Below are 21,825 nucleotides of genomic sequence, written 5' to 3'. Positions count from 1 at the left end.
TGGGCATCGGTGGGCATCGGTGAGCATCGGGAACCGGTGAGGAGAGGCGGAGGCATGGACGTCGGGCTCAAGCGCGAGCTGGAGGAGAAGGTCCGTTCCGGTGAGCGGCTGACCCGCGAGGACGGCATCGCGCTGTACGAGTCGGACGACCTGGCCTGGCTGGGCGGTCTGGCGCACGAGGTGCGGACACGGAAGAACGGCGACGTCGTCCACTTCAACGTCAACCGCCACCTCAACATGACCAACGTGTGCACCGCCTCCTGCGCGTACTGCTCCTTCCAGCGCAAGCCGGGGGAGAAGGACGCGTACACGATGCGCATCGAGGAGGCGGTGAAACTCGCCAAGGCGATGGAGGGCGAGAACCTCACCGAACTGCACATCGTCAACGGCCTGCACCCGAACCTCCCATGGCGCTACTACCCGCGCTCCCTGAAGGAGCTGAAGGCCGCCCTCCCGAACGTCTCGCTGAAGGCCTTCACGGCCACGGAGATCCACCACTTCGAGACGATCAGCGGTCTGTCGGCGTCGGAGATCCTGGACGAGCTGATCGAGGCGGGGCTGGAGTCGCTGACGGGCGGCGGCGCGGAGATCTTCGACTGGGAGGTCCGCCGGCACATCGTGGACCACCGCACCCACTGGGAGGACTGGTCGCGGATCCACCGCCTGGCGCACGAGAAGGGCCTCAAGACCCCGTGCACCATGCTGTACGGCCACATCGAGGAGCCCCGCCACCGGGTCGACCACGTCCTGCGCCTGCGTGAACTCCAGGACGAGACCGGCGGCTTCCAGGTCTTCATCCCCCTGCGCTACCAGCACGACTTCGTTGACGTGAAGGACGGCAAGGTCCGCAACAGGCTGCAGGCCCGCACCCGGATGGCGACCGGCGCCGAGGCCCTGAAGACCTTCGCGGTCTCCCGCCTGCTCTTCGACAACGTCCCCCACGTCAAGGTCTTCTGGGTCATGCACGGCGTCCAGACCGCGCAACTGGCGCTCCAGCACGGCGCGGACGACATGGACGGCTCGGTCGTCGAGTACAAGATCACCCACGACGCGGACAACTACGGCACGCCGAACAAGCTGACCCGCGAGGACCTGCTGGACCTCATCCGCGACGCGGGCTTCCGCCCCGTGGAACGCAACACGAGGTACGAGATCATCCGAGAGTACGAGGGCCCGGACCCGGCCCGCCGGGAGTCCCCGCAGCCGATGCGGCTCTGAGGGGCCGGTTGTTCGGGTGCGGGTGGGTCGGGGCTTCTCGCGCGCCCCTGAAGGATTCAGGGCCCTGCGGGCCTGAAAGGGCTGGGGCGCAGCCCGTCTTTTCAGGGGCGCGGGGAACTGCGCGAGAAGCCCCCACCGGACGGACGTCTGGGGGTCGAAGGGGCGCAGCCCCTGGGGATGATGGGACGGGTAGGGGCGGCGGGGGCGAAACCCCTCTTGAGGCGAGCCTCACGTAATGATTACGGTCACCCCATGCCCCTTACGTTCCACCTCGACCCACCCCTCACCCCCACCCTCCACGACGGCATCCTCACCCTCTGGACGGACGTCACCAACACCGGCGGAGCCGTCGGCTTCGTCCCCCCGACCACCCGCGAAGCGATCCGCCCCGAACTCCTCAAACACCTCACCGCCATGGCGGAGGGCAGACACCGCCTCCTCCTCGGCCTCGACGACACCGGCACCCCCGCCGCCACCGCCTTCTTCAGCTTCAACACCCACCGCCTGATGACCCACTGGGTCTGGCTCTACACGGTGATGGTCCACCCCTCCCACCAGGGCAAGGGCTACGGCCGCGACCTCATGAGGGCGGCCGAGAGCGCGGCCCGCGGCTTCGACGGCATAGACGCCATCCGCCTCACCTGCCGAGGCGGCCTCGGCCTGGAGCACTTCTACGCCTCCTGCGGCTACAAGGAGGTCGGCCGGGTCCCCGGCGCCATACGGGTCGCCCCCGACGACCACCGCGACGACATCACGATGCTCCTGCCCCTGACGTGAGCCGGGCCAACACCCCCGTGCAAGATCGCCCCCCGATCGTGCTTCACTGGACGACGGTCTTCGAAAACGTCCGGAACGGAAACGGAAGAGTGGATTGAGATGCTCCGCTACACACTGATGCGCCTCGGTATCTTCGTGGGCTGCTTCGTGGTCGTCTGGGCCCTCGTCTACTCCGGCGTCGCCCCGCGCGGCCTGGGCGCGTCCAACGGCATGTGGATGGTCGTCCTCGCGCTCCTGGTCTCCGCGCCGATCAGCTTCGTCGCCCTGCGCAAGGAGCGCGACCGCGCCTCCGAGCAGATCGCCCCTCGCCTCGACCGCTCCATCGGCCGCGTCAAGTCCAACCTCGCGGCCAACCGCAGCCAGGAGGACGAGGCCGACGACGCGGTCCGGACCCCGGGCCCGGAGGCCACCGCCGAGACCACCGCCGAGGCCGACACGGCCGCCGGGGCCGACGAGGCCCGCGACGCCGATGACACGGCCGCCTCCGTCCGGTCGGGCTCCGGCAAGGCCTCGTAGCGGCTTCGCAGGCCGTACGCGGACCGCCGACGGCAGGTTCGCCGGCCCGCAAAGAGGGATCAACCGCCCGACGCCCAGGTCCGTCCCCGGCGTCGGAACCGTACGCTTGCCCGCATGGGTGCGGTGAAGAGCAAACGGATGCCTCGTGCGGTGCGGGAACAGCAAATGCTGGACGCGGCGGTGCGGACGTTCGGGCAGCGTGGGTACCGGGCGGCATCGATGGACGAGATCGCCGAACTGGCGGGCGTGTCCAAGCCGTTGGTGTACCTGTACCTGAACTCCAAGGAAGACCTCTTCACGGCCTGCATCCGCCGCGAGGCCAAGGCGCTCACCACGGCCGTACGGGCGGGTGTGGACCCCGAACTGCCCGCCGACCGCCAACTCTGGGACGGGCTGGGGGCGTTCTTCACGCACACCGCGCGCAACCCCGACGCCTGGGCCGTGCTGCACCTCCAGGCCCGTACGCACGGGGAGCCGTTCGCCGCCGAGGTGGCGGCGATGCGGGAGGAGATGGTCGCGTTCGTGACCGGGCTGATCCTGGTCGCGGCGCGGGAGGCGCGCCGGGACCCGTCCCTGCCGGAGCGGGAGGTCGCGGGTCTCGCCGAGGGCCTCGTCGGCGCCGCCGAGGCGCTCGCCGCCTGGGCCAACGCCACGCCCGGCATCACCGCGCGTCAGGCCGCCACGACGCTGATGAACTTCGCGTGGGCTGGCCTGGGAGACCTGATGGAGGGGCGCCCGTGGACACCGCCGGCTGCGGTGTGAGATGGGGGGTGGGGCGGGCGTGGGTGCGTTGCCGGGTGCGGGTCCGGTGGGGCTTCTGGCGCAGTTCCCCGCGCCCCTGAAAAGCAGGGGCTGCGCCCCATGCTTTTCAGGCCGGAGGGCCTGGTCTTCTAGGGGCGCCGGGGAACTGCGCGAGAAGCCCCACTCAGCCGCACTCGGCAACGCACCCCGCACCGCTCCCACCCCCTCAGGCGACCAACGGATACACCTGCCCCCGCACATGAACCCGCCCTCCACCCGCACCCCCCGACCCACCTGATCCGGGGGTCTCGGCCGGCTCAGGGGCACCGCTCCCGCGCAGCTCGAACCCACCCCACGCCTGCCCGTCCGCCGTGTACGTCACCGTGCCCGGCAACGGCACCGGCGCCCGGAACTCCGCGCGGACAAGGGTCGCCGGAGGCGCACCGTGCTCGGCGAGGCAGCGGGCCACGGTCCACATGCCGTGCGCGATGGCCCGGGGGAAGCCGAACAGCCGGGCACCGAGCGGATGCAGATGGATCGGGTTCCGGTCACCGGACACCGCCCCGTACCGCCGCCCCACATCCCCACCCAACCGCCACTCGACGACAACAGGCACACCGCGCCGCCCATCCCCCACCGCCCCACTCCCACCCCCGTCGGCCCGCGCTCCCCTCTCGCCCGCCCCCACACCCCCGGCCCCCTGCTCACCAGGCTCCCCCCGCTCACGCCGATGCCGGGCGAGGTACGTGCTGCGGGACTCCCACGCGATCCCGGCCCCGCCTTCCGCCTCATTACCGTCCCGCAGCTCCGTGACGACCGTCGCCTCGGTGCCGCGTCGGTGGGGCGTCAACTCGGCGACGTACACGGTGATCTCGTACGCCCCGGTGGCGGGCAGCCGTCGGCGGCGGGTGATCTCGATCGACGTGTGCACGAGCCCGAGCAGGGGCAACGGGAAGTCCCGCCCGGCCATGATCCGCATGGCCGCCGGAAACCCGAGGACATGCGGATACGTCAGCGGAACGGCGTCCTCCCCGGTGGGGAAGCCGCAGACCCGCTCGTACGCGGCGAGCCGCGCGAGGTCGATCCGGACGCCGGGGAGGACCAGCCGGGGGAGCCGGGAGGGGGAGACGAACCCGGAGGCCGCCGCGCGCGGGAGCCTGCGGCTCCTGCCCGGTGAGAGGAGGGCGCCCCTGGCGAGCAGCGGGCCGAGGGAGGGCGGCCGTGTGAGGGTGACGGTGTGCATCGGACGGTCTCCCCTTCCCCGCGCCGGGCTCCGCTCCCGCGCCGGATTCCGCTTCCTTGCTCCACTTCCTTACTTCACAGTCAGGTTACCCGAGGTAAGGGGCGGTCGATCCTCCCGCGCACCCCGGGAGCTGAACGACCCTCAGGTAACTTGGCGCGCCCTTGACCTGCGGTGAAGTCGTGACGGGGCGGTCCGTGACACTGCACATCCCCGGCCCCGTTCCATCTCCGGACCATCGCCACACTCACACGAACCTCACACACCAACCCCGTACGATCCGGACACGCCGAACGCCCAGGAGCCGCCCGTGTCTCACCTCGAAAGCACCGAACCCGCCCTGGTGGAACCCGAGTTGAAGCGGCTGGACGGCATCGTGCGGGAGGCGTACGTCCCCGCGCTCGCCGCGCCCGTGACCTACGGCTCGCTCGCGGACATCCCGTTCGACAACGCGACCCACGCCCCCGACTCGGTCGTCCTCAGCCGGAAGCACGGCGGCGCGGACGGAGAGGACGACGGCCGGTGGCGGGACGTCACGGCCGCCGCCTTCGCCGCCGAGGTGCTCGCGCTGGCGAAGGGTCTGATCGCCGAGGGCCTCATGCCGGGCGACCGGATCGCGATCATGGCGCGGACGACGTACGAGTGGACCCTCCTGGACTTCGCGGCCTGGGCGGCGGGCCTGGTCACGGTCCCCGTCTACCCCACCTCCTCCGTCTTCCAGACCCGCTGGATCCTCCAGGACTCGGGCGCGGTGGCTCTCGCCGTCGAGACGGCCGCCCAGGCCGCCGCCCTCGGCCCCGAACTCGACCGCATCCCCGACCTGCGCCACATGTGGGTCTTCGAGAAGAAGCACCTGGACCGGCTCGCCGAGCTGGGCCGTGACGTGTCGGACCAGGAAGTCGCCGTACGGCGTGGGGTGTTGGGTCCCGACACCCTGGCGACCCTGATCTACACCTCGGGCACGACCGGCCGCCCCAAGGGCTGCGCGCTCACCCACGGCAACTTCTGCGCCGAGGTCGACAACGCGATCGACCTGCTCTACCCCATCTTCCGCGCGAAGACGGATGAGGAGGCATCCACCCTCCTCTTCCTCCCGCTCGCCCATGTGTTCGGCCGCATGGTCGCGATCGGCTGTATGCGGGCGAGGGTGCGCCTCGGCCATTCGCCGAGCTTCCGCACGGAGGACCTCCTCGCCGACCTCAAGTCCTTCCGCCCGACGTTCCTGCTGGTCATCCCCTATGTGCTGGAGAAGGTCTTCAACACGGCCCGCGCCTCCGCCGAACGCATGGGCCGCGCCTCCTCGTACGACCGCGCCTCGGCCGTGGCCCGCCGCTACGGCGAGGCCCTGGAAGCCGAGCAGCACGGCACCGGGCCCGGCCCGTCCGCCTTCCTGAAGACGGCCCGCACCTTCTACGACCCGCTGGTCTACCGACGCATCCGCAAGGCGCTGGGCGGCCGGGTCCGTTACGTCATCTGCGGCGGCAGCCCGCTCGGCCGCCGGCTGGCCGCCTTCTACGCGGGCGCGGGCATCGACGTCTTCGAGGGCTACGGCATGACGGAGACGACCGCCGCCGTCACCGTGACCCCGCCGGACCGGCCCCGTCTGGGCACGGTCGGCCGCCCCCTCCCCGGCACCCGGGTCCGGATAGCCGCCGACGGCGAGATCCTGCTGCACGGCGGTCAGATCTTCCGCGGCTACTGGGACCCGCAGGCCGGCGGCGTCGTCCCCGCGGGGCCCGACGGCTGGTTCGCCACCGGCGACATCGGTCACCTGGACGACGGGGGTTACCTCACGATCACCGGCCGCAAGAAGGAGATCCTCGTCACCGACAGCGGCAAGAACGTGGCCCCGGCGCCGCTGGAGAACTGGCTGCGCTCCCACCCCCTCATCGCCCACGCCATGGTGATCGGCGACCGCCGCCCGTATGTCACCGCGCTGCTGACCCTGGACCCCGAGGGCGTCAGCCACTGGACCCAGATGAACGCCAAGCAGGACACCCCCCTCGACCGCCTGGCCGAGGACCCGGATCTGCGGGCCGTCCTGCAACGCGCGGTGGACGAGGCCAACCGCCTGGTCTCGCGCCCCGAGTCCATCCGCCGGTTCACGATCGTCCCCGACGGTTTCAGCGAGGAGGCGGGCCACCTCACGCCGTCGATGAAGCTACGGCGGGAGGTCGTGGAGAAGGCCTTCGCGACGGAGATCGAGGGGCTGTACGAGAAGTAGGCCCGCGCCGACCTGCGGCGACGGACCGTCATCCGTCCTCCATCCCCGCGGCCGGGTCGCCCTCTCCCATCTCGACCCACCAGTGCCCGTCGTCCTTGACCAGCAGCAACTCCTGCTGCTGGTCGGTTCTGTCGTAGGTGAGCCGCACCGGGTTGAAGTAGGGGACGTCACCATCCAGCACGGTGACCTCGACAGGCCCACGCGCCCCCTCGCCGAACTCCCGCACCTGCTCGTAGGCGGCACCCCGGGTCCCCTCGTACGCGGGCCCGGCCAGCTCCATCAGCCCTTCCACGTCGCCGGTCTTGAGCCGCTGGACATAGACCCGCACCAGGGTGTCGACGTCCTCGGCCGTCTCCCGCGCATAGGGATACTCGGACTTCACGGCCCGCACGGTCACCTGGACCGAGGGCGAGTCGGCGAGCGCGTACGGCGCCCGGAACCAGCCCCACCACACGCCCACACCCACGCCGAGCAGGACCACCAGCCCGCCCCAGCCCAGCAGAACGCCCCGCTTCGTCATCGTCCCCCGCCTTTTCCGCACCATCGAGGCCGTTACTGTACGACCCCATGATCCGAAGACGCGTCGCGCACCTGCACTCCTCGCGCTGGGGCAGGCTCTACACCGCCTGCACGCTCCTGGCCGTCGCAGTGGGGGGCTGGTCCACGGTGCGGACCCTCACGTCCTCGGGTCGGGACGACGACCTCACCGGTCACCTCTTCACCGCCTCGGTGGCCATGTGCCTCATCGGCTTCCTGTTCCTCGGCCTCCACGAGCGGCATCTGAGGGCGCGCCGCGGGGAGGCGGACCCCCTCGACGTACGACGGGTGGTGGCCGACCTCCGTTCCCTTACCGCCTCGGCCAACGGGAAGGTCGCCCTGGCCTTCGCCGCCCTCGGTGCGGCCGGGTGGGCGTACGCGTGGGTGTGCGTGCGGTGGCTGGGCTGGGACATACCGGGGGTGCCGGACGCCGACGGCGGAGAACTCTTCGTCCGGGCCGGAACACTCAGCTGCGCGATCGGGGCCCTCTTCGTCAGTGTGCATTTCAAGGAACGCCGCTGAATCCGCAGTCGCCCCCGGCGGCACGTTTCTGCGGTCCTTTGGTGAAACTTCGAGTTTCTGGCGTGACGCCGTCGGGGCGATCCGTGTCGGCCCCGCCGTCGGGGAACCGCGTCTCCGCGTCGCCGTCGCCCACCGGGGCGGCGGCGACGCCTACGTCAGTCCACCAGGTCCGCCGCCGTCAGCAAGCGCGTCAGGTCCGTCCGGGAGCGGACGTGCAACTTCCGGTAGATCCGGGTGAGATGGGCCTCCACCGTCTTCCGGGAGACGAACAGCGAGGCCGCCGCCTCCGTGTTGTTGAGGCCGCGGGCGATCGCGCGCGACACCTGGAACTCCTGCGGGGTCAGCTGGTTCAGGGCGCCGCCCATGCCGCCGGTGCCGCTGCCGGCGGACCGGGCGGTGCCGAGGACGCCGCCCGCCGCCGCGAGTTCACCGGCGGCCCGCCGCGCCCACGGCACCGCGCCCAGCCGTTCGAAGCAGGCCAGGGCGGAGGCCAGCGGGGCGCGCGCGGCCCCCGGGCGGCGGTGGCGGCGCAGGACCTCCGCCTCGCACAGCAGGGTCCGCGCCCAGTCGAACGGCCCCGTCGTCCGCTGGTGGGCCTTCAACGCGACCCCGAAGAACGCCTCCGCCTCCTCCGGCGTCCCCGCGAGCAGCCCCCGGACCCGGGCGGCCGCCGCCTCCGCCGACGCCAGGCCCGTCTCCCGGGCCCGCTCCTCCAGCCAGGACACGACCTCGGCGGCACGCGTCGCGTTCCCCGCCCGTACGTGCGCCTCGGCCAGGTCCGCCGCGAAGGGCACCACCTCGGGGTTCCCGATGCCCTGCTCGACCGCCAGTGACAACGTTTGCTCCAGCTGGTCGACGGCCGCGTCGTGGTCGCCGTGGGCCAGGGCCGACAGCCCGAGCACCGCCGTCATGTGGAACTCCTGGCAGCCGATGCCGTACGCCCCGCACTCCCGCCGCGCCCGCGCCACATGTTCCTCGCACTCGACCCGCTCACCGCGCAGGGCTTCGAGCCGGGCGAGGCAGTACAGCGTGTAGCTCACGCACGTCAGCTGGCCCAGTTCCTCCGCCCAGCGCAGGGCCTCCGTCAAGTCGCCCCGCGCGGACGCCCATTGGCCGATCCGGGTCTCCAGTTCCCCGCGTACGGCGAGGGTGAAGCCCAGCACGCCCACCGCGCTGTGCCGCCGGGCGGACTCCACGGCCGTGTTGAGCAGCCGACGCCCCCGGACGAACTCCTCCGCCCGGCTCCAGGCCTGCCCCGCGATCGCGTACACCTGCTGGTCGCGGACGGGGTCACCACCGCCGTGCCGGTCGGCGGCCTCCAGCATCTCGCGCCCCCGCGCCGTACGGCCGGACATGATCAGGGCCCCGCCCAGCATCGACAGGCTGTACCAGCGTTCGGGCCCGGACTCGGAGGCGAGGGCGAGGGACTCCTCCGCGACACGGACCGCCGCCGGGACGTGTCCGTCCAGGCGCGCGGCGGCCGTCGCCTCCGCGAGCAGCAGACAGGCCCGGGTGCGGTCCGAGCCGCGCACGGCGTCGGCGGCATCCATGAGCAGGGCGTACGCCTGGGCCGTCTCGCCCTTCCAGGTGTACATACGGCCCAACAGGCCCTGGATGGCGGCGCGTACGGCCGGGTCGGGGGTGATGCGCAGGGCCTCCTCGCACCACTGCGGGCCCGCCGGGGAACCGCTGAGCAGGGCGTCGGAGGCGGCGTGGTGGAGGCGGTCGGCGCGCGGCGCGGGGTCCGGGGTGAGCTCGGCGGCGCGTCGCCAGGCCAGCGCCGACTCGCCGAAGGCACTGCGCCGACGGGCCTCCCGCGCGGCGTCGGCGAGCGCCGCCGCGGCCTCCTCGTCGGGGCCGGGGGTCGCGGACGCCCGGTACCAGGCGTGCAGCGAACCGGTGCTCACCTCGGCCAGCGCCTGGAACGCGGCGTACCGGTGCGCGAGGGGGGCGCGGCCCAGCACCAGCGCGCGCAGCACCGGGTGGTGGAAGTCCAACTCGTCCGCCGTGGCCGTGATCAGGCCGTCCTCCTCGGCGGGGGAGAGCGCGTCGAGGGAGAGCCCGGCCGCCTCCAGGGCCTTGCGCAACGGGCCCGCCGCCGTCGAGCGACTGGCGGCCAGCACGACCAGGGCCCGGCGGGCGGTGTCCGGCAGCCCGTCGATCCGGGCCGCCCAGGCGCGCTCCAGATGACTGCCGAGGGACGGCGGATCGAGCAACGGCCGCTCCCCGCGCGCCTGTTCGTCCGTCAGCGCGCCCGCGATCTCACGCAGGGCGAGCGGATTGCCGCCGCTGACGCGCACGAGGTCGGCGAGCACGTTGGGGGTCACGCGGCCCTCCAGCAGGGCGGCGCACTCCTCCGGCTCCAGCCCGCCCACCTGCACGGTGGGGATGCTGCGGCGCGGCCCCGACTCGCCGTGGTCCTCGCGGGAGCCCAGGGCCAGGGCGACGCGTTCGCTGGAGAGGCGGCGGGCGACGAAGAGCAGGACGCGCTGGGAGGAGGGGTCCACCCAGTGCAGGTCGTCGACGAGGACCACGACCGGGCGCTCGTCGCCGAGCGCCGCGAGCACGTTGAGGGCGCCCATGCAGGCGGCGTAGGGGTTGCCCGGCGGGTCCGACGGGTCGCCGCTCAGGGCCAGACAGGACTCCAGGGCCGAGCGCTGAGCGCCGGGGAGTTCCCTGAAAAGGGACGAATGGGGCATCAGTAGGTCGCCGAGGGTGGCGAACGGGAGCACGGTCTCGGTCTCGATGCCCCGGGCGCGCAGGACCGTGGCCGGGGCCGCGCCGGAGCCGCCGGCCGTCGCCCGCTCCGCCGCGTAGTCGAGCAGGGCGGTCTTCCCGATACCGGGTTCGCCCCACAACAGCAGTGCCGCCCCACCCGCCCCACCCGCCACGAGCAGGTCGTCCATCAGCCGGCGTTCCCGCTCCCGACCGACGAGTCCCCGTAACAATGCGCCACCCCCTGGTGCCCGCCGTGCCCGGCCCCGCCCGTCCATCATCCCCCAGGGGGAGTTGTCAGGGGAGATGTAGGGACTTCCCGGAAGCGACGGGGGTCACCCCGGCCCTTCAATGGAGAACGAAGGAAAGCAGGAACCGAAGGAAACAGCAGGAACCGAAGAAACAGAAGAAACAGAAGAAACAGAAAGAACCAAGGGAAACAGGGGAAATGAACCAGGTCGCGGAACTAGGGGGACGGCCCATGCCGGCATCCGTGGGACGCGGGGATCTCACCTCGGGATCCGACCGGCTCGACTCGGTCGAGATCAAGGTGACGTTCTCGGGCGCGGGCGTGGCCGCCGCGACTGGGGCACTGGCGCCGGACACCGGGGGAGCCCGGCGCCGCGTCTACTTCTGTGAGGCCCTCGCCCGCTCCACGGCGCCAGGTCACCTGCCGCTTCTGGATGCGGGGCTGATCCTGCGCCTACGGGCGGGGAGCGGGCGGGGCGGGGCCGCGACCGCGGAACTGCGGCCCTGTCGCCGGTCCCGGCTCTCGGAACGTTGGCTGCGCTTCCGTGAGCAGGGACCGGACTCCTTCCACCTGGCGGCCGCCTGGTCGGGCGACCGCCGGGTGCTTTCCGCCGCTCTCGTCTCCGACTGCGGAGGTACGGCCGTGGAGGCCGCCGCGCTCGGCGCCGAGCCGCTGGACCTCGTCTTCTCCGACCGTCAGCGTGCCTTCCTCGCCGACTGTGCAGACATCGACGTCGGCCTCGGCTCGCTCGACGTCCTCGGTCCCGTCCGCACGGTCCGCTGGCGCGGGGTGCGGCTGGACCACCACGAAGTGACCGTGGAGCACTGCACGGTGGGAGCGGACCAGCCCCTGGAGTGGCTGGAGGTCTCCAAGCGGGTCGCCCCCGAGGGCGCGGAGGTCGTCCAGGCGTCCCTGACCGCGCTCCTGAGGGGGAAGGGACTCGAACCGGACCTGGGGCGGGGCGTCCGGCTGCGACGGGTCATGGAGTCGCTGGTCGCGGAGGGGGCCGTCTGAGGTCCGCCTGGGGGCGGGCCGGGGGAGGGGGACTTAGACCGGTTTCCGGACGCCGGTTCGTCGTGGCTGGTCGCGCAGTTCCCCGCGCCCCTTCGGGCGCGCTGTCGCTGGGCCCCGGCCGCGATCGCTAACCGACCCCCAGCGCCCGCAGACCCGCCGTGGTCGCCGCCGCGCCCAGGACCACCACTGCGAACGGGGCCCTCCGCCACGCCAGCACCCCGCCCGCCAGCACTCCGGCGGGCCGTGCCCACCCCGCGAAAGCACCGCCCTCCGTCAGGGCACCCGTGGCCAGCAACGCCACCAGCAGCACCACGGCGGCCCCGGCCAGCAACTCCCGCACCCGTACGGGAATCTCCACCCGTCCGTGCAGCGCTGGCCCGGTGAGCCGCAGGGCGTACGTCCCCACGGCGAGCGCGAGCATCGTACCGACGACCCCGTCGCTCACGACGCCCTCCCGTCCGCCGCGCCGTCCCCCTCCGGCGACGCCCGCCACAGCACCAGCCCGGCCAGCGCCAGCAGCACGGGAACCCCCGTCGGCGTGACCGTGGTCGCCGCCAGCGCGACCAGCGCCCCGAGCAGCGCGGCCCGCCGTACGGGCGGCCGCTCCCGCAGGGCGGGCAGGACCAGTGCGGCGAGCACGGCCGGGAAGGCGGCGTCGAGGCCGTACGTGGCGGTGTCGCCCAGCGCGGTGCCGGCCAGGGCCCCGGCCAGGACGCACACGTTCCAGACGGTGAAGAGGCCGAGCCCGGACACCCAGAACGCGGCCCGACGCCGTACCGGATCGCTCTGCGCCAGGGCGAAGGCCACCGTCTCGTCGGTGACGAGATGCGCGCCCACGAACCGCGCGGTCCTCCCCGGCCCCAGGAGGTCGGCGACCGCCAGGCTGAACGCGGCGTTGCGGGTGTTGAGCAGCAGCCCGGTGGCCGCCGCCGCGAACGGTCCGCCCCCGGCCAACAGGATCCCGACCGCGCTGAACTGCGCGGCCCCGGCGTACACGACCAGCGACATCACCACCGGTACCCACACGGGCAGCCCGCCCGCCACCGAGATCGCCCCGAAGGAGACACCGACGACGCCCCCGGCGGCGCAGACGAGGGAGACGTCCCGGAACAGGGCGGGGTCACGGACCTGGGGTGTTCGGAGTAGCGAACGCATGTTCTCTACAATGAACATGACCCCTCATGTTCGTCAAGGCGAACGATCGTACTTCTGGAGCGAACGACATGTCCGACGCAGCCTCCTCGGAAGCGAAGCCCCCGCCCCAGCCCTCGTCCCAGCCCCCGTCCCGGCTCCCGCTCGACTGGATCGCCGCCGCCCTCCGCCGGGAGCGCACCCGCGCCGGTCTCTCCCTCTCCGAGCTGGCCAAGCGCGCCGGGATCGCGAAGTCGACGCTCTCCCAGCTGGAGGCGGCGAGCGGCAATCCGAGCATGGAGACGCTGTGGGCGTTGGGTGTGGCGCTCGGGGTGCCGTTCAGCGCGCTGATCGAACCGCCGGTGCCGGCGGTGCAGGTGGTCCGGGCGGGGGAGGGGCCCACCGTCCACTCGGAACACTCCAGCTACACGGCGGTCCTGCTGTCGGCCAGCCCGCCGGGCGCGCGCCGCGACATCTACCGGACCCGGCTCGAACCGGGGTCGGTGCGGGAGTCGGAGCCGCACATCCCGGGGACGGTCGAGCACCTCACCGTGAGCACGGGCCGGGTGAAGGCGGGCCCGAGGGGCGAGGAGGTCGAACTCGGCCCAGGTGACTACATGGCGTTCCGGGGTGACGTGCCGCACTCGTACGAGGCGCTGGCTCCGGGGACGACATTCGTCCTGGTGATGCAGCACATGTAAGGAGCGGGCGGAAGGGGGGAGGGGGCGCGCCGGGGAAAGGGCGGCGAAAAGGCAGGAGCCCCTGCGCCGAAAGGCGAGGGGCTCCTTGGGTGGTGCTCTCAGACGTCGTCAGAGGGGCATCCCTCGGATCGAACGGATCAGACGGGGGTGACGTTCTCCGCCTGCGGACCCTTCGGGCCCTGCGTCACGTCGAAGGAGACCTGCTGGTTCTCCTCCAGCGAACGGAAACCGCTCGCGTTGATGGCGGAGTAGTGGACGAAGACGTCCGGGCCGCCACCCTCCTGGGCGATGAAGCCAAAGCCCTTTTCGGCGTTGAACCACTTCACGGTTCCGGTAGCCATAAGCCCTCCTTGGGCCCAAAGGGTTGCCCTGCTCCAGAACCCTGCAAGTGTGAAAACAAGATGCCGCACAACTGCATACGTCTGAAAACGACGAGAGCCCGCGGTCACATGCTCCGCAGGCTCTGTACTGCAAGGGAAACCAAACTGCAACTTGCGGGCGAGCCTAGCACGCAGGCAGGGGAATGCAATAGAGGGCAAGATCACGTCACCCGGATGTTTGAACCGCTCGGGTCTCGGCTTGACGGATCGCCTCTACTTCCCCGTCCGTCCCATCGGCGACACGCCGTCGACAGTATTGACACGGGGTGTACGTCCGGTTTCAGGAGCACCTCCGGGCCCCCGGAGCCCGCACCGTACCCCATGAGGGCTAGCCTCGCGATGTGGACAATTCTCGCAACCGGCCGCGCGTCGGCCACATCCAGTTCCTGAACTGCCTGCCCCTGTACTGGGGGCTCGCGAGAACGGGCACGCTCCTCGACTTCGAGCTCACCAAGGACACCCCCGAGAAGCTCAGCGAGCAGCTGGTGCGCGGGGACCTCGACATCGGGCCCATCACCCTGGTCGAGTTCCTGCGCAACGCGGACGACCTGGTCGCCTTCCCCGACATCGCCGTCGGCTGCGACGGCCCGGTGATGTCGTGCGTGATCGTCTCCCAGGTGCCACTCGAACGCCTGGACGGCGCACGCGTCGCCCTGGGTTCGACCTCGCGCACCTCCGTACGCCTCGCGCAGCTCCTGCTGGCCGAGAGCGTCGGCGTGCAACCGTCGTACTACACCTGCCCGCCCGACCTCTCGCTGATGATGCAGGAGGCCGAGGCGGCCGTGCTCATCGGTGACGCGGCGCTGCGCGCGAACCTGCTCGACGGGCCGAACTTCGGCCTGGAGGTGCACGACCTGGGGGCCATGTGGAAGGCGTGGACGGGGCTGCCGTTCGTCTTCGCGGTGTGGGCCGCGCGGCGTGACTACCTGGAGCGGGAGCCCGAGGTCACCCGCAAGGTGCACGAGGCGTTCCTCGCCTCCCGCGACCTGTCCCTGACCGAGGTGGCCAAGGTCGCCGAACAGGCGGCCCGCTGGGAGGCATTCGACGAGCGGATCCTGGAGCGGTACTTCACGACCCTGGACTTCCGCTTCGGCGGTCCGCAGCTGTCCGCGGTCGCCGAGTTCGCGCGACGGGTCGGCCCCACCACCGGATTTCCGGCGGACGTGAAGGTCGACCTGCTTTCCTGAACCCTTTCCGGCGAAGCTCCGGTGAACTTCCCGGAATTCCGGTTGACGAATTCACTGTTCTGTGGGTTCGGTTACGGATCCGTCGCCGACGTTCGCATTTCCCTTCGGGCGTGCGGCACTACGCTGGAGGGGCGGGGAGGTACGGGGGAGGTGTCGTCCATGCGACCGCTCGATGTCGGCGAACCCACGGTCGTGGGGCCCTACCGGCTGCTCGGCCGGCTCGGGGCGGGCGGGATGGGCCGCGTCTATCTGGGGCGGAGCGCGGGCGGCCGTACCGTCGCCGTCAAGGTGGTGCACCCGCACTTCGCCCTCGACGAGGAGTTTCGCGCCCGCTTCCGGCGGGAGGTCGACGCCGCCCGCCGGGTGGGCGGAGCCTGGACCGCCCCCGTCCTGGACGCGGACCCGGAGGCGTCGGTCCCCTGGGTGGCGACGGGCTACGCGGCCGGTCCCTCACTGGCGACGGCGGTGGCGGACGGCGGTCCCCTGCCTCCCCACTCCGTACGGGTCCTGGGCGCGGGCCTGGCGGAGGCGCTGTCGGCGGTGCACGCGCTGGACCTGGTCCACCGGGACGTGAAGCCGTCGAACGTCCTGCTCACGGTCGACGGCCCCCTCCTCATCGACTTCGGCATCGCCCGCGCCACGGACGGCACGGCGTCCCTGACCTCGACGGGCGTCTCGATCGGCTCCCCCGGCTACATGTCCCCCGAGCAGATCCTCGGCAAGAGCGTCACCGGCGCGGCGGACGTCTTCTCCCTCGGCGCGGTCCTCGCGTACGCCGCGACCGGCCGGTCCCCGTTCCCCGGTGACTCCTCGGCCGCCCTCCTCTACAAGGTCGTCCACGAGGAACCCCGGCTCGACGGCGTGGAGGGCGACCTGCGCGCCCTCGTGGAGCGCTGCCTGGCCAAGGACCCCTCCGCGCGCCCGGCCCCCGACGAGGTCGCCCGCACGCTGGCTCCCCAGGGCGCGGCCCCGCTGGTGACGGCGGGCTGGCTGCCGGGCCCCCTGGTGGAACAGCTCGGCCGCAGCGCGGTGCAACTCCTGAACCTGGACGCGGCGGAGGACGTTCCGTCAGGACCGGTGGGGTTCAGCAGCCCGTCGGTGGGCTCGGACGTCCAGGCCCCCTCGGCCTCCCCGGTTGCCTCGTCCGCCTCAGCCTCCCCGGTTCCCTCGTCCCCTTCGGCCTCCTCCGCCGACGTGAAGGTCGAAGACGAAGTCCCGGCCGGAAGCGGGGTGTTCGGCCCGCCTCCGGTGATGGCGCCGCCCGCGACACACGTGCCGGGCCAGCGGGCCGACTCCGCGTCGGCGGACACGGTCCCGCCGCCGGGCAAGCTGTCGCTGAGCGTGGCGGCGGCGTCCTCGCCCACGGCGAACGGGCGGGGCCGACGGGTCAGTTGCTCGGTCGCCCTGGCCGTCGCGGGCGCGTTCGCGGTGGTGGGCCTAGGTCTGGTGTTCGGGCTGAGCATGCTGAACGGCGACGAGAAGGGCGGAGAGGCGGCCGGCAAGGCCCCCTCGGCCGGCAGCAGCCCGAGCGAGGGGAACCAGGACTCGGAACCGCAGGACGGGGCGGCCGACCTGCCCAAGAAGTACCTGGGCACGTGGGAGGGCGACGGCTACGCCCTCGGCGGGAACCTCCCCGCGGGCACCTTCACCATCACGCTCGAACAGGGCTCCGTCGGCGACCGGTTGGGCACGTTCCGCTCCGTCGACCTGCTGGGCGGGGCCTGCGACGACACGTTCGTCCTCAAGAAGGTCACCGAGGACCATGTCGTCGTCACGAGCATCGCCGACGCGAAGAACAACCCCAAGACATGCACCAGCAACACCCACGAGGTCACGCTCACCCCCGTAGGCGACGAACTCCAGTACACCGCGAACAACGCGGACGCGGGCGACCCGACGGCCCGCCTGGCCAAGGTGAAGCGGTGAAGTGAGGGCCCGACTTTTTGGCTGCGGCTGAGTGGGGCTTCTCGCGCAGTTCCCCGCGCCCCTAACGGGCCTCCGGCCCTCCGGGGCAAAAGGCACGGGGCGCAGCCCCTGCCTTTTGAGGGGCGCGGGGAACTGCGCGACCAGCCCCCACCGGACGGACGCCTGGGGGTCGAAGGGGCGCAGCCCCTTGGTGGGGGAGGGACGGGTAGGGGCGGCGGGGGCGAAACCCATAGGCTGCCCCCCGTGGCTCTAGACCCCTGGCTGATCACCCTGACCGTGGCCGCCGCACTCTGGGGCGCAGCCACCGGCATCCTCCTCCCCCGCCCCGCCTACCGTTTCACGGTCGACGAGGACCACCCCTGGCACCACACCTGCCCCGCCGGCCACCACATCACGGGCCCGGCGAACGGCTGGCTGGGCCCCGCCCGCTGCACCCCACCCCCCACCTGCTCCTACGGCCCGCGCACACCCCCCGTCGCCCTCACCACCGCCCTGATCTGCGCCACCCTCGCCCTGACCACCGGCACCCGCCCCGAACTCGCCGTATGGCTGCTCCTCGCCCCCCTCGGCGTGCTCCTCACCCTCGTGGACCTCGGCGCCCAACGCCTCCCGGACCCCCTGACCCTCCCCTTCGCGGTCCTCGCGCTCACGCTCCTGGGCGCGGTCGCCCTCGTACCCGAGCACGCCGGCCAGTGGCGCACGGCGCTGTACGGCGCTCTCGCCCTCGGCGGCCTGTACTTCCTCTTCTTCCTCATCAGACCCATGGCCCTCGGCTTCGGCGACGTGAAGCTGGCCCTCGGCCTCGGCGCCGTCCTCGGCTGGTACGGCTGGGGCGCGCTGTACCTCGGCACGTTCGCCGGCGCGCTCATCGGCAGCGCGTACACCGTGGTCGCGCTGGCCAGGCGCCGCGCCGTACGCCGCCAGCTGGTGGCACTGGGCCCGTTCATGCTCGCGGGAGCGTACGTCGGCCTCCTGCTGGAGTCGTACGCGGCCTGACGCGACGTTGTCCACAGGCGGACGGCCTGACGTCGGCCGGTCCGACCCCCTGGCGTAGGCTGGCCCGGTCAGTTCAACCCTTACGAAAGGGACGCCCCCGGTGACCGAGAAGGCCGATCTCCAGTCCGTTCTCGACCGTGCCGCCGAGGGCGGGAGGATCACGCCGGAGGAGGCGCTCGTCCTCTACCGCGACGCCCCGCTGCACGCACTCGGCGCCGCCGCCGACGCCGTACGCAAGCGCCGGTACGCGGGCACGGAGCACATCGCGACGTACATCATCGAGCGGAACATCAACTACACGAACGTGTGCGTCACGGCGTGCAAGTTCTGCGCGTTCTACGCCCCGCCGAAGGCCACGGACAAGGGCTGGACGCGCGATCTCGACGACATCCTGCGCCGCTGCGCGGAGACCGTCGAGCTGGGCGGTACGCAGATCATGTTCCAGGGCGGACACCACCCGGACTACGGCGTCGAGTACTACGAGAAGCACTTCGCCGCCATCAAGAAGGAGTTCCCCCAGCTGGTGATCCACTCGCTGGGCGCGTCCGAGGTCGAGCACATGGCCCGGATCTCCAAGGTGGGCGTCGAGGAGGCGATCCAGCGGATCCACGCCGCCGGTCTCGACTCCTTCGCCGGCGCGGGCGCGGAGCTGCTGCCCGAGCGCCCCCGCAAGGCCATCGCCCCCCTCAAGGAGTCCGGCGAGCGCTGGCTGGAGATCATGGAGACCGCGCACAACCTGGGCGTGGAGTCCACCTCGACCATGCTCATGGGCACCGGCGAGACCAACGCCGAACGCATCGAGCACCTGCGGATGATCCGTGACGTCCAGGACCGCACGGGCGGCTTCCGGGCCTTCATCCCGTACCTATACCAGCCCATGAACAACCATCTGAAGGGCCGCACCCAGGCCACGATCTTCGAGTACCTGCGGATGATCGCGATCTCCCGGCTCTTCATGGACAACATCGCCCACATCCAGGGCTCCTGGCTGACCACCGGCCAGGACGCGGGCCAGCTGACGCTGCACTACGGCGCGGACGACCTCGGCTCGGTCATGCTGGAGGAGAACGTCGTCTCGGCGGCCGGTGCCAAGCACCGCTCCAACCTCCAGGAAATGATCGACATGATCCGTACGGCGGGGCGGGTCCCGGCCCAGCGCTCCACGACGTACGAGCACCTCGTCGTCCACGACGACCCGGCGAACGACCCCGTCGACGCGCGCGTGATGTCCCACATCTCCTCCACGGCGATCGAGGGCGGCACGGCGCACCCCGAGCTGAAGATCCTCGCCTCCAACTAGGCCCGGCCTTGCTGACGATGCACGCCGCCGACGAGGTGCGGCGCACCTGGGACGACCCGGAGCCGATCAAGGACGGTGCCGTCGTGGTGGACGGCACCCGGGTCCGGGCGGTGGGCCCGGCGGACGACCTCCGCCTGCGGTTCCCGGGCGCCCGCGTCCGGCAGTGGTCCGGCGTCCTCGGGCCCGGCCGGGTGCACGAGGGCCCTCTCCCGGACGCCCCCTCGCCCCGCGAACAGGTCCACGCCGTGCTGAAGTCGGGCGCGGTCGCGATCCTGCGACAGCACGCGAGCACCCCGGAACTCCGGTCGGCCGCCGAGCGCAACCACGTCTCGGTCCTGCCGCTCCCGACGCCCCCGGTGCTCGCCGAGGCGGGCCGCGCCGACCTGGCGGTCTACGACGGGGCAGGCGTCTGCACGGCCACGGTGTGCGCGGGGCGCCTGGTCCACCGTCGCCGCTGAGGGGCGCCACCGCCGCGCCCTCAGCCCGAGAACGCCTTCCCGAACGCCCCGTCCGCCTGATCGACCCCGCTGCAGTCGACCAGTGCGTCACTCGCCCCGTCCCCGCACTGCCGATCCCGGAACGTCGCCCACATCGACACCCAGGCGACGCCCTTCTCCTCCGCGAACTCCCGCACCTGCGCCGCGTCCTCCAGCGTGAACGTCTCGTTGTCGACGTCATTGACGCCCAGCATCGAGGTCAACGCCAACGCCCGCCACGCCGTCGACTCACTCGTGCCGAAGACGTCCATCAACTGCTCGTGCGTCGCCTCGGCCGCCCGTTCCGCGTAGTCGCCCATGTCACCGTCGTACGAACTGGCGTAGTTCATGGTCATGATGTTGACCGTGCCGACCCGGACGGCGTGGTCGTTGGCCGAGTTCAGCAGAGCCAGACCGTCGTCGTCGAGGCCGGACGGCATGACGGGGAGGGTGAAGGAGACGGAGAGGTCGGGGCGGTCCTCCTGGAGGAGCGCGATCGCCTCGGAGCGCAGGGCGACGGAGTCGGAGTCCCGCAACGCGTCGCCCTCGACGTCGAAGTCCGCCTGGGTCGAGCCCGCCGCGTCGAGCGCCGCGCCGTAGGCCTCGGCGAGTTCGGTCGCGCTGTCGCAGGCCTGGGCCAGCTCCGTGCCCGAGGCACCGCCGAACGAGACGCGCACCGACGCCCCCGAGCCGGTGAGCGCCGAGACACGGGACTTCACCGCCGTGTCGTCGATCGCGTCCGTGCCGTTCCACATGGGCGTGCACGCGTCACCGTCGGCGATCACGAAGGCCAGGTTGTACGCGGCGGCCGACCCGGCGTCGTCGAGGTCGGAGGCCTCGGTGGCGTTCACGTACGGCGCGTAGGCCGTGGACGGCGCGGAGGTGGTGGGCGCCGTGGGCGTCGTCGTCGCGGTGGACGGCCCGGCCGCCTCCGTCACCGCCTCCCGGGGGTTGGTCGTGCAGCCCGCGCAGGTCAGGGTCACCAGACACAGCAGTCCGACGACCGGTTTCAGGGAATTCCTCACGGTGCTCATGCAGGCAATGAAGCACAGGCCCCTGTGCCGCATGTGGCTTCTGCACATTCGAGTCCGCCCACGAAAATCCCACCCCCGAGCCCGTCTTCGTCGACAACTCCGGGCGCCGCGCCGGCGCGCGGCGCGTACTGCCACAATGGGACCGTGACCCGCGCATCCCTGGACAAGCAGCCGCACGAAGTCGCCTCGATGTTCGACCGAGTGGCGAAACGGTACGACCTGACCAACGACGTGCTGTCCCTCGGACAGGACCGGCGCTGGCGCAAGGAGGTCGCGCGGGCCGTCGACGCCCGCCCCGCGCAGAAGGTCCTGGACCTCGCCGCCGGCACGGGCACCTCCTCGCTGCCCTTCGCGCAGACCGGCGCGTACGTCGTGCCGTGCGACTTCTCCCTCGGCATGCTCCAGGTCGGCAAGGAGCGCCTGCCCTGGCTGCCGTTCACCGCGGGCGACGCCACGCGGCTGCCGTTCAAGGACGACACGTTCGACGCGGTCACCATCTCCTTCGGCCTGCGCAACGTGCAGGACACCGACACCGCGCTGCGCGAGCTGTACCGGGTGACGAAGCCCGGCGGCCGCGTCGTGATCTGCGAGTTCTCCCACCCCACGTGGACGCCGTTCCGCACCGTCTACACCGAGTACCTGATGCGCGCGCTGCCGCCGGTGGCCCGCGCGGTGTCCTCCAACCCGGACGCCTACGTCTACCTCGCCGAGTCCATCCGCGCCTGGCCCGACCAGGCGGGTCTCGCCGAGCGTCTCGGCAAGGCCGGCTGGGAGAAGGTCGCGTGGCGCAACCTCTCGGGCGGGATCGTCGCGTTGCACCGGGGATTCAAGGCCCAGGCGTAGAGCCCAAGTCGGCCTGCCGAAGCCGTAGTTCACCCGTACGAGGGATGATCGTCGGGGAATTCTGTTGACGGGAACCGGTCAACGGAAACTACCGTCC

The 21,825-nt window shown here is 71.9% G+C and carries 21 protein-coding genes; 14 read left to right on the top strand and 7 right to left on the bottom strand.

Features of this window, described 5'->3' with window-relative positions; translation table 11 throughout:
• The first annotated feature begins 54 nt into the window (after positions 1-54).
• The 4 genes from mqnE to ACZ9QC_RS16530 all read left to right on the top strand — a co-directional run bounded on the left by mqnE (position 55) and on the right by ACZ9QC_RS16530 (position 3,273).
• The gene (mqnE, locus tag ACZ9QC_RS16545) at positions 55-1,218 is read left to right on the top strand and encodes an aminofutalosine synthase MqnE (RefSeq protein WP_472920811.1); all 1,164 of its coding nucleotides are present in this window, start codon (positions 55-57) and stop codon (positions 1,216-1,218) included.
• A gap of 252 nt (positions 1,219-1,470) precedes the next feature.
• Positions 1,471-1,995 carry a GNAT family N-acetyltransferase gene (locus ACZ9QC_RS16540; RefSeq protein WP_472920810.1) on the top strand — a complete coding sequence of 175 codons (525 nt, stop codon included), beginning with the start codon at positions 1,471-1,473 and terminating at the stop codon, positions 1,993-1,995.
• Positions 1,996-2,094: 99 nt separating this feature from the next.
• Complete coding sequence (locus ACZ9QC_RS16535) at positions 2,095-2,511, top strand: DUF4229 domain-containing protein (protein WP_472920809.1); 417 nt, start codon at positions 2,095-2,097, stop codon at positions 2,509-2,511.
• A 114-nt stretch (positions 2,512-2,625) separates the two neighbouring features.
• A complete protein-coding gene (locus ACZ9QC_RS16530) occupies positions 2,626-3,273 on the top strand; it encodes a TetR/AcrR family transcriptional regulator (RefSeq protein WP_472920808.1) in 648 nt (215 codons plus the stop codon).
• Between the two features lie 205 nt (positions 3,274-3,478).
• Here ACZ9QC_RS16530 and ACZ9QC_RS16525 read toward each other — a convergent pair whose 3' ends face one another.
• Positions 3,479-4,495 (bottom strand): MaoC family dehydratase, encoded by a 1,017-nt coding sequence (locus tag ACZ9QC_RS16525; protein WP_472920807.1) that lies wholly within the window; start codon positions 4,493-4,495, stop codon positions 3,479-3,481.
• A gap of 307 nt (positions 4,496-4,802) precedes the next feature.
• Between ACZ9QC_RS16525 and ACZ9QC_RS16520 the strand changes: the two genes are divergently transcribed.
• Entirely contained in the window at positions 4,803-6,716 is a 1,914-nt protein-coding gene (locus ACZ9QC_RS16520) for an AMP-dependent synthetase/ligase (RefSeq protein ID WP_472920806.1), read from the top strand.
• Positions 6,717-6,744: 28 nt separating this feature from the next.
• Here ACZ9QC_RS16520 and ACZ9QC_RS16515 read toward each other — a convergent pair whose 3' ends face one another.
• Positions 6,745-7,236: a hypothetical protein gene (locus tag ACZ9QC_RS16515; RefSeq protein WP_472920805.1), complete on the bottom strand. Its 492-nt coding sequence runs from the start codon at positions 7,234-7,236 to the stop codon at positions 6,745-6,747.
• A gap of 47 nt (positions 7,237-7,283) precedes the next feature.
• Between ACZ9QC_RS16515 and ACZ9QC_RS16510 the strand changes: the two genes are divergently transcribed.
• Positions 7,284-7,775 (top strand): hypothetical protein, encoded by a 492-nt coding sequence (locus ACZ9QC_RS16510; RefSeq protein ID WP_472920804.1) that lies wholly within the window; start codon positions 7,284-7,286, stop codon positions 7,773-7,775.
• Between the two features lie 155 nt (positions 7,776-7,930).
• Here ACZ9QC_RS16510 and ACZ9QC_RS16505 read toward each other — a convergent pair whose 3' ends face one another.
• On the bottom strand, positions 7,931-10,681 hold the full coding sequence (locus tag ACZ9QC_RS16505) for a helix-turn-helix transcriptional regulator (protein ID WP_472920803.1): 2,751 nt from the start codon (positions 10,679-10,681) through the stop codon (positions 7,931-7,933).
• Positions 10,682-10,971: 290 nt separating this feature from the next.
• Between ACZ9QC_RS16505 and ACZ9QC_RS16500 the strand changes: the two genes are divergently transcribed.
• On the top strand, positions 10,972-11,754 hold the full coding sequence (locus tag ACZ9QC_RS16500; protein WP_472920802.1) for a hypothetical protein: 783 nt from the start codon (positions 10,972-10,974) through the stop codon (positions 11,752-11,754).
• Positions 11,755-11,881: 127 nt separating this feature from the next.
• Here ACZ9QC_RS16500 and ACZ9QC_RS16495 read toward each other — a convergent pair whose 3' ends face one another.
• Entirely contained in the window at positions 11,882-12,175 is a 294-nt protein-coding gene (locus tag ACZ9QC_RS16495; protein WP_472921709.1) for an AzlD domain-containing protein, read from the bottom strand.
• Between the two features lie 20 nt (positions 12,176-12,195).
• The gene (locus ACZ9QC_RS16490; protein ID WP_472920801.1) at positions 12,196-12,909 is read right to left on the bottom strand and encodes an AzlC family ABC transporter permease; all 714 of its coding nucleotides are present in this window, start codon (positions 12,907-12,909) and stop codon (positions 12,196-12,198) included.
• Between the two features lie 68 nt (positions 12,910-12,977).
• On the opposite strand from ACZ9QC_RS16490, the gene ACZ9QC_RS16485 reads away from it, so the two are divergent.
• Positions 12,978-13,586, top strand: a complete 609-nt coding sequence (locus ACZ9QC_RS16485) for a helix-turn-helix domain-containing protein (RefSeq protein ID WP_472920800.1) — start codon at positions 12,978-12,980, stop codon at positions 13,584-13,586.
• Positions 13,587-13,723: 137 nt separating this feature from the next.
• Here the strand turns inward: ACZ9QC_RS16485 and ACZ9QC_RS16480 are convergent, their stop codons facing one another.
• The gene (locus ACZ9QC_RS16480) at positions 13,724-13,927 is read right to left on the bottom strand and encodes a cold-shock protein (RefSeq protein WP_003992177.1); all 204 of its coding nucleotides are present in this window, start codon (positions 13,925-13,927) and stop codon (positions 13,724-13,726) included.
• Positions 13,928-14,307: 380 nt separating this feature from the next.
• Here ACZ9QC_RS16480 and ACZ9QC_RS16475 point away from each other — a divergent pair, with 380 nt between their 5' ends.
• From ACZ9QC_RS16475 to ACZ9QC_RS16455, 5 genes are all read left to right on the top strand, one after another.
• Positions 14,308-15,153, top strand: coding sequence for a menaquinone biosynthetic enzyme MqnA/MqnD family protein (locus tag ACZ9QC_RS16475; protein WP_217177934.1), 846 nt, complete (start codon positions 14,308-14,310; stop codon positions 15,151-15,153).
• Between the two features lie 159 nt (positions 15,154-15,312).
• Positions 15,313-17,079, top strand: coding sequence for a serine/threonine-protein kinase (locus tag ACZ9QC_RS16470; RefSeq protein WP_472920799.1), 1,767 nt, complete (start codon positions 15,313-15,315; stop codon positions 17,077-17,079).
• A 243-nt stretch (positions 17,080-17,322) separates the two neighbouring features.
• Positions 17,323-18,075 carry a prepilin peptidase gene (locus ACZ9QC_RS16465; protein WP_472920798.1) on the top strand — a complete coding sequence of 251 codons (753 nt, stop codon included), beginning with the start codon at positions 17,323-17,325 and terminating at the stop codon, positions 18,073-18,075.
• A 100-nt stretch (positions 18,076-18,175) separates the two neighbouring features.
• Positions 18,176-19,375, top strand: a complete 1,200-nt coding sequence (mqnC, locus tag ACZ9QC_RS16460; RefSeq protein WP_472920797.1) for a cyclic dehypoxanthinyl futalosine synthase — start codon at positions 18,176-18,178, stop codon at positions 19,373-19,375.
• Between the two features lie 8 nt (positions 19,376-19,383).
• Positions 19,384-19,833: an imidazolonepropionase-like domain-containing protein gene (locus ACZ9QC_RS16455; RefSeq protein ID WP_472920796.1), complete on the top strand. Its 450-nt coding sequence runs from the start codon at positions 19,384-19,386 to the stop codon at positions 19,831-19,833.
• A gap of 20 nt (positions 19,834-19,853) precedes the next feature.
• Here ACZ9QC_RS16455 and ACZ9QC_RS16450 read toward each other — a convergent pair whose 3' ends face one another.
• Positions 19,854-20,885, bottom strand: a complete 1,032-nt coding sequence (locus ACZ9QC_RS16450) for a chitinase (protein ID WP_472920795.1) — start codon at positions 20,883-20,885, stop codon at positions 19,854-19,856.
• Between the two features lie 144 nt (positions 20,886-21,029).
• Between ACZ9QC_RS16450 and ACZ9QC_RS16445 the strand changes: the two genes are divergently transcribed.
• Complete coding sequence (locus ACZ9QC_RS16445; protein WP_467485483.1) at positions 21,030-21,728, top strand: demethylmenaquinone methyltransferase; 699 nt, start codon at positions 21,030-21,032, stop codon at positions 21,726-21,728.
• Positions 21,729-21,825 lie beyond the last annotated feature (97 nt).

This window comes from Streptomyces sp. HUAS MS02 (assembly GCF_055702265.1).
The sequence above is the reverse complement of the archived record's forward strand: the minus strand, read 5'-3'. Positions and strand labels throughout refer to the sequence as shown.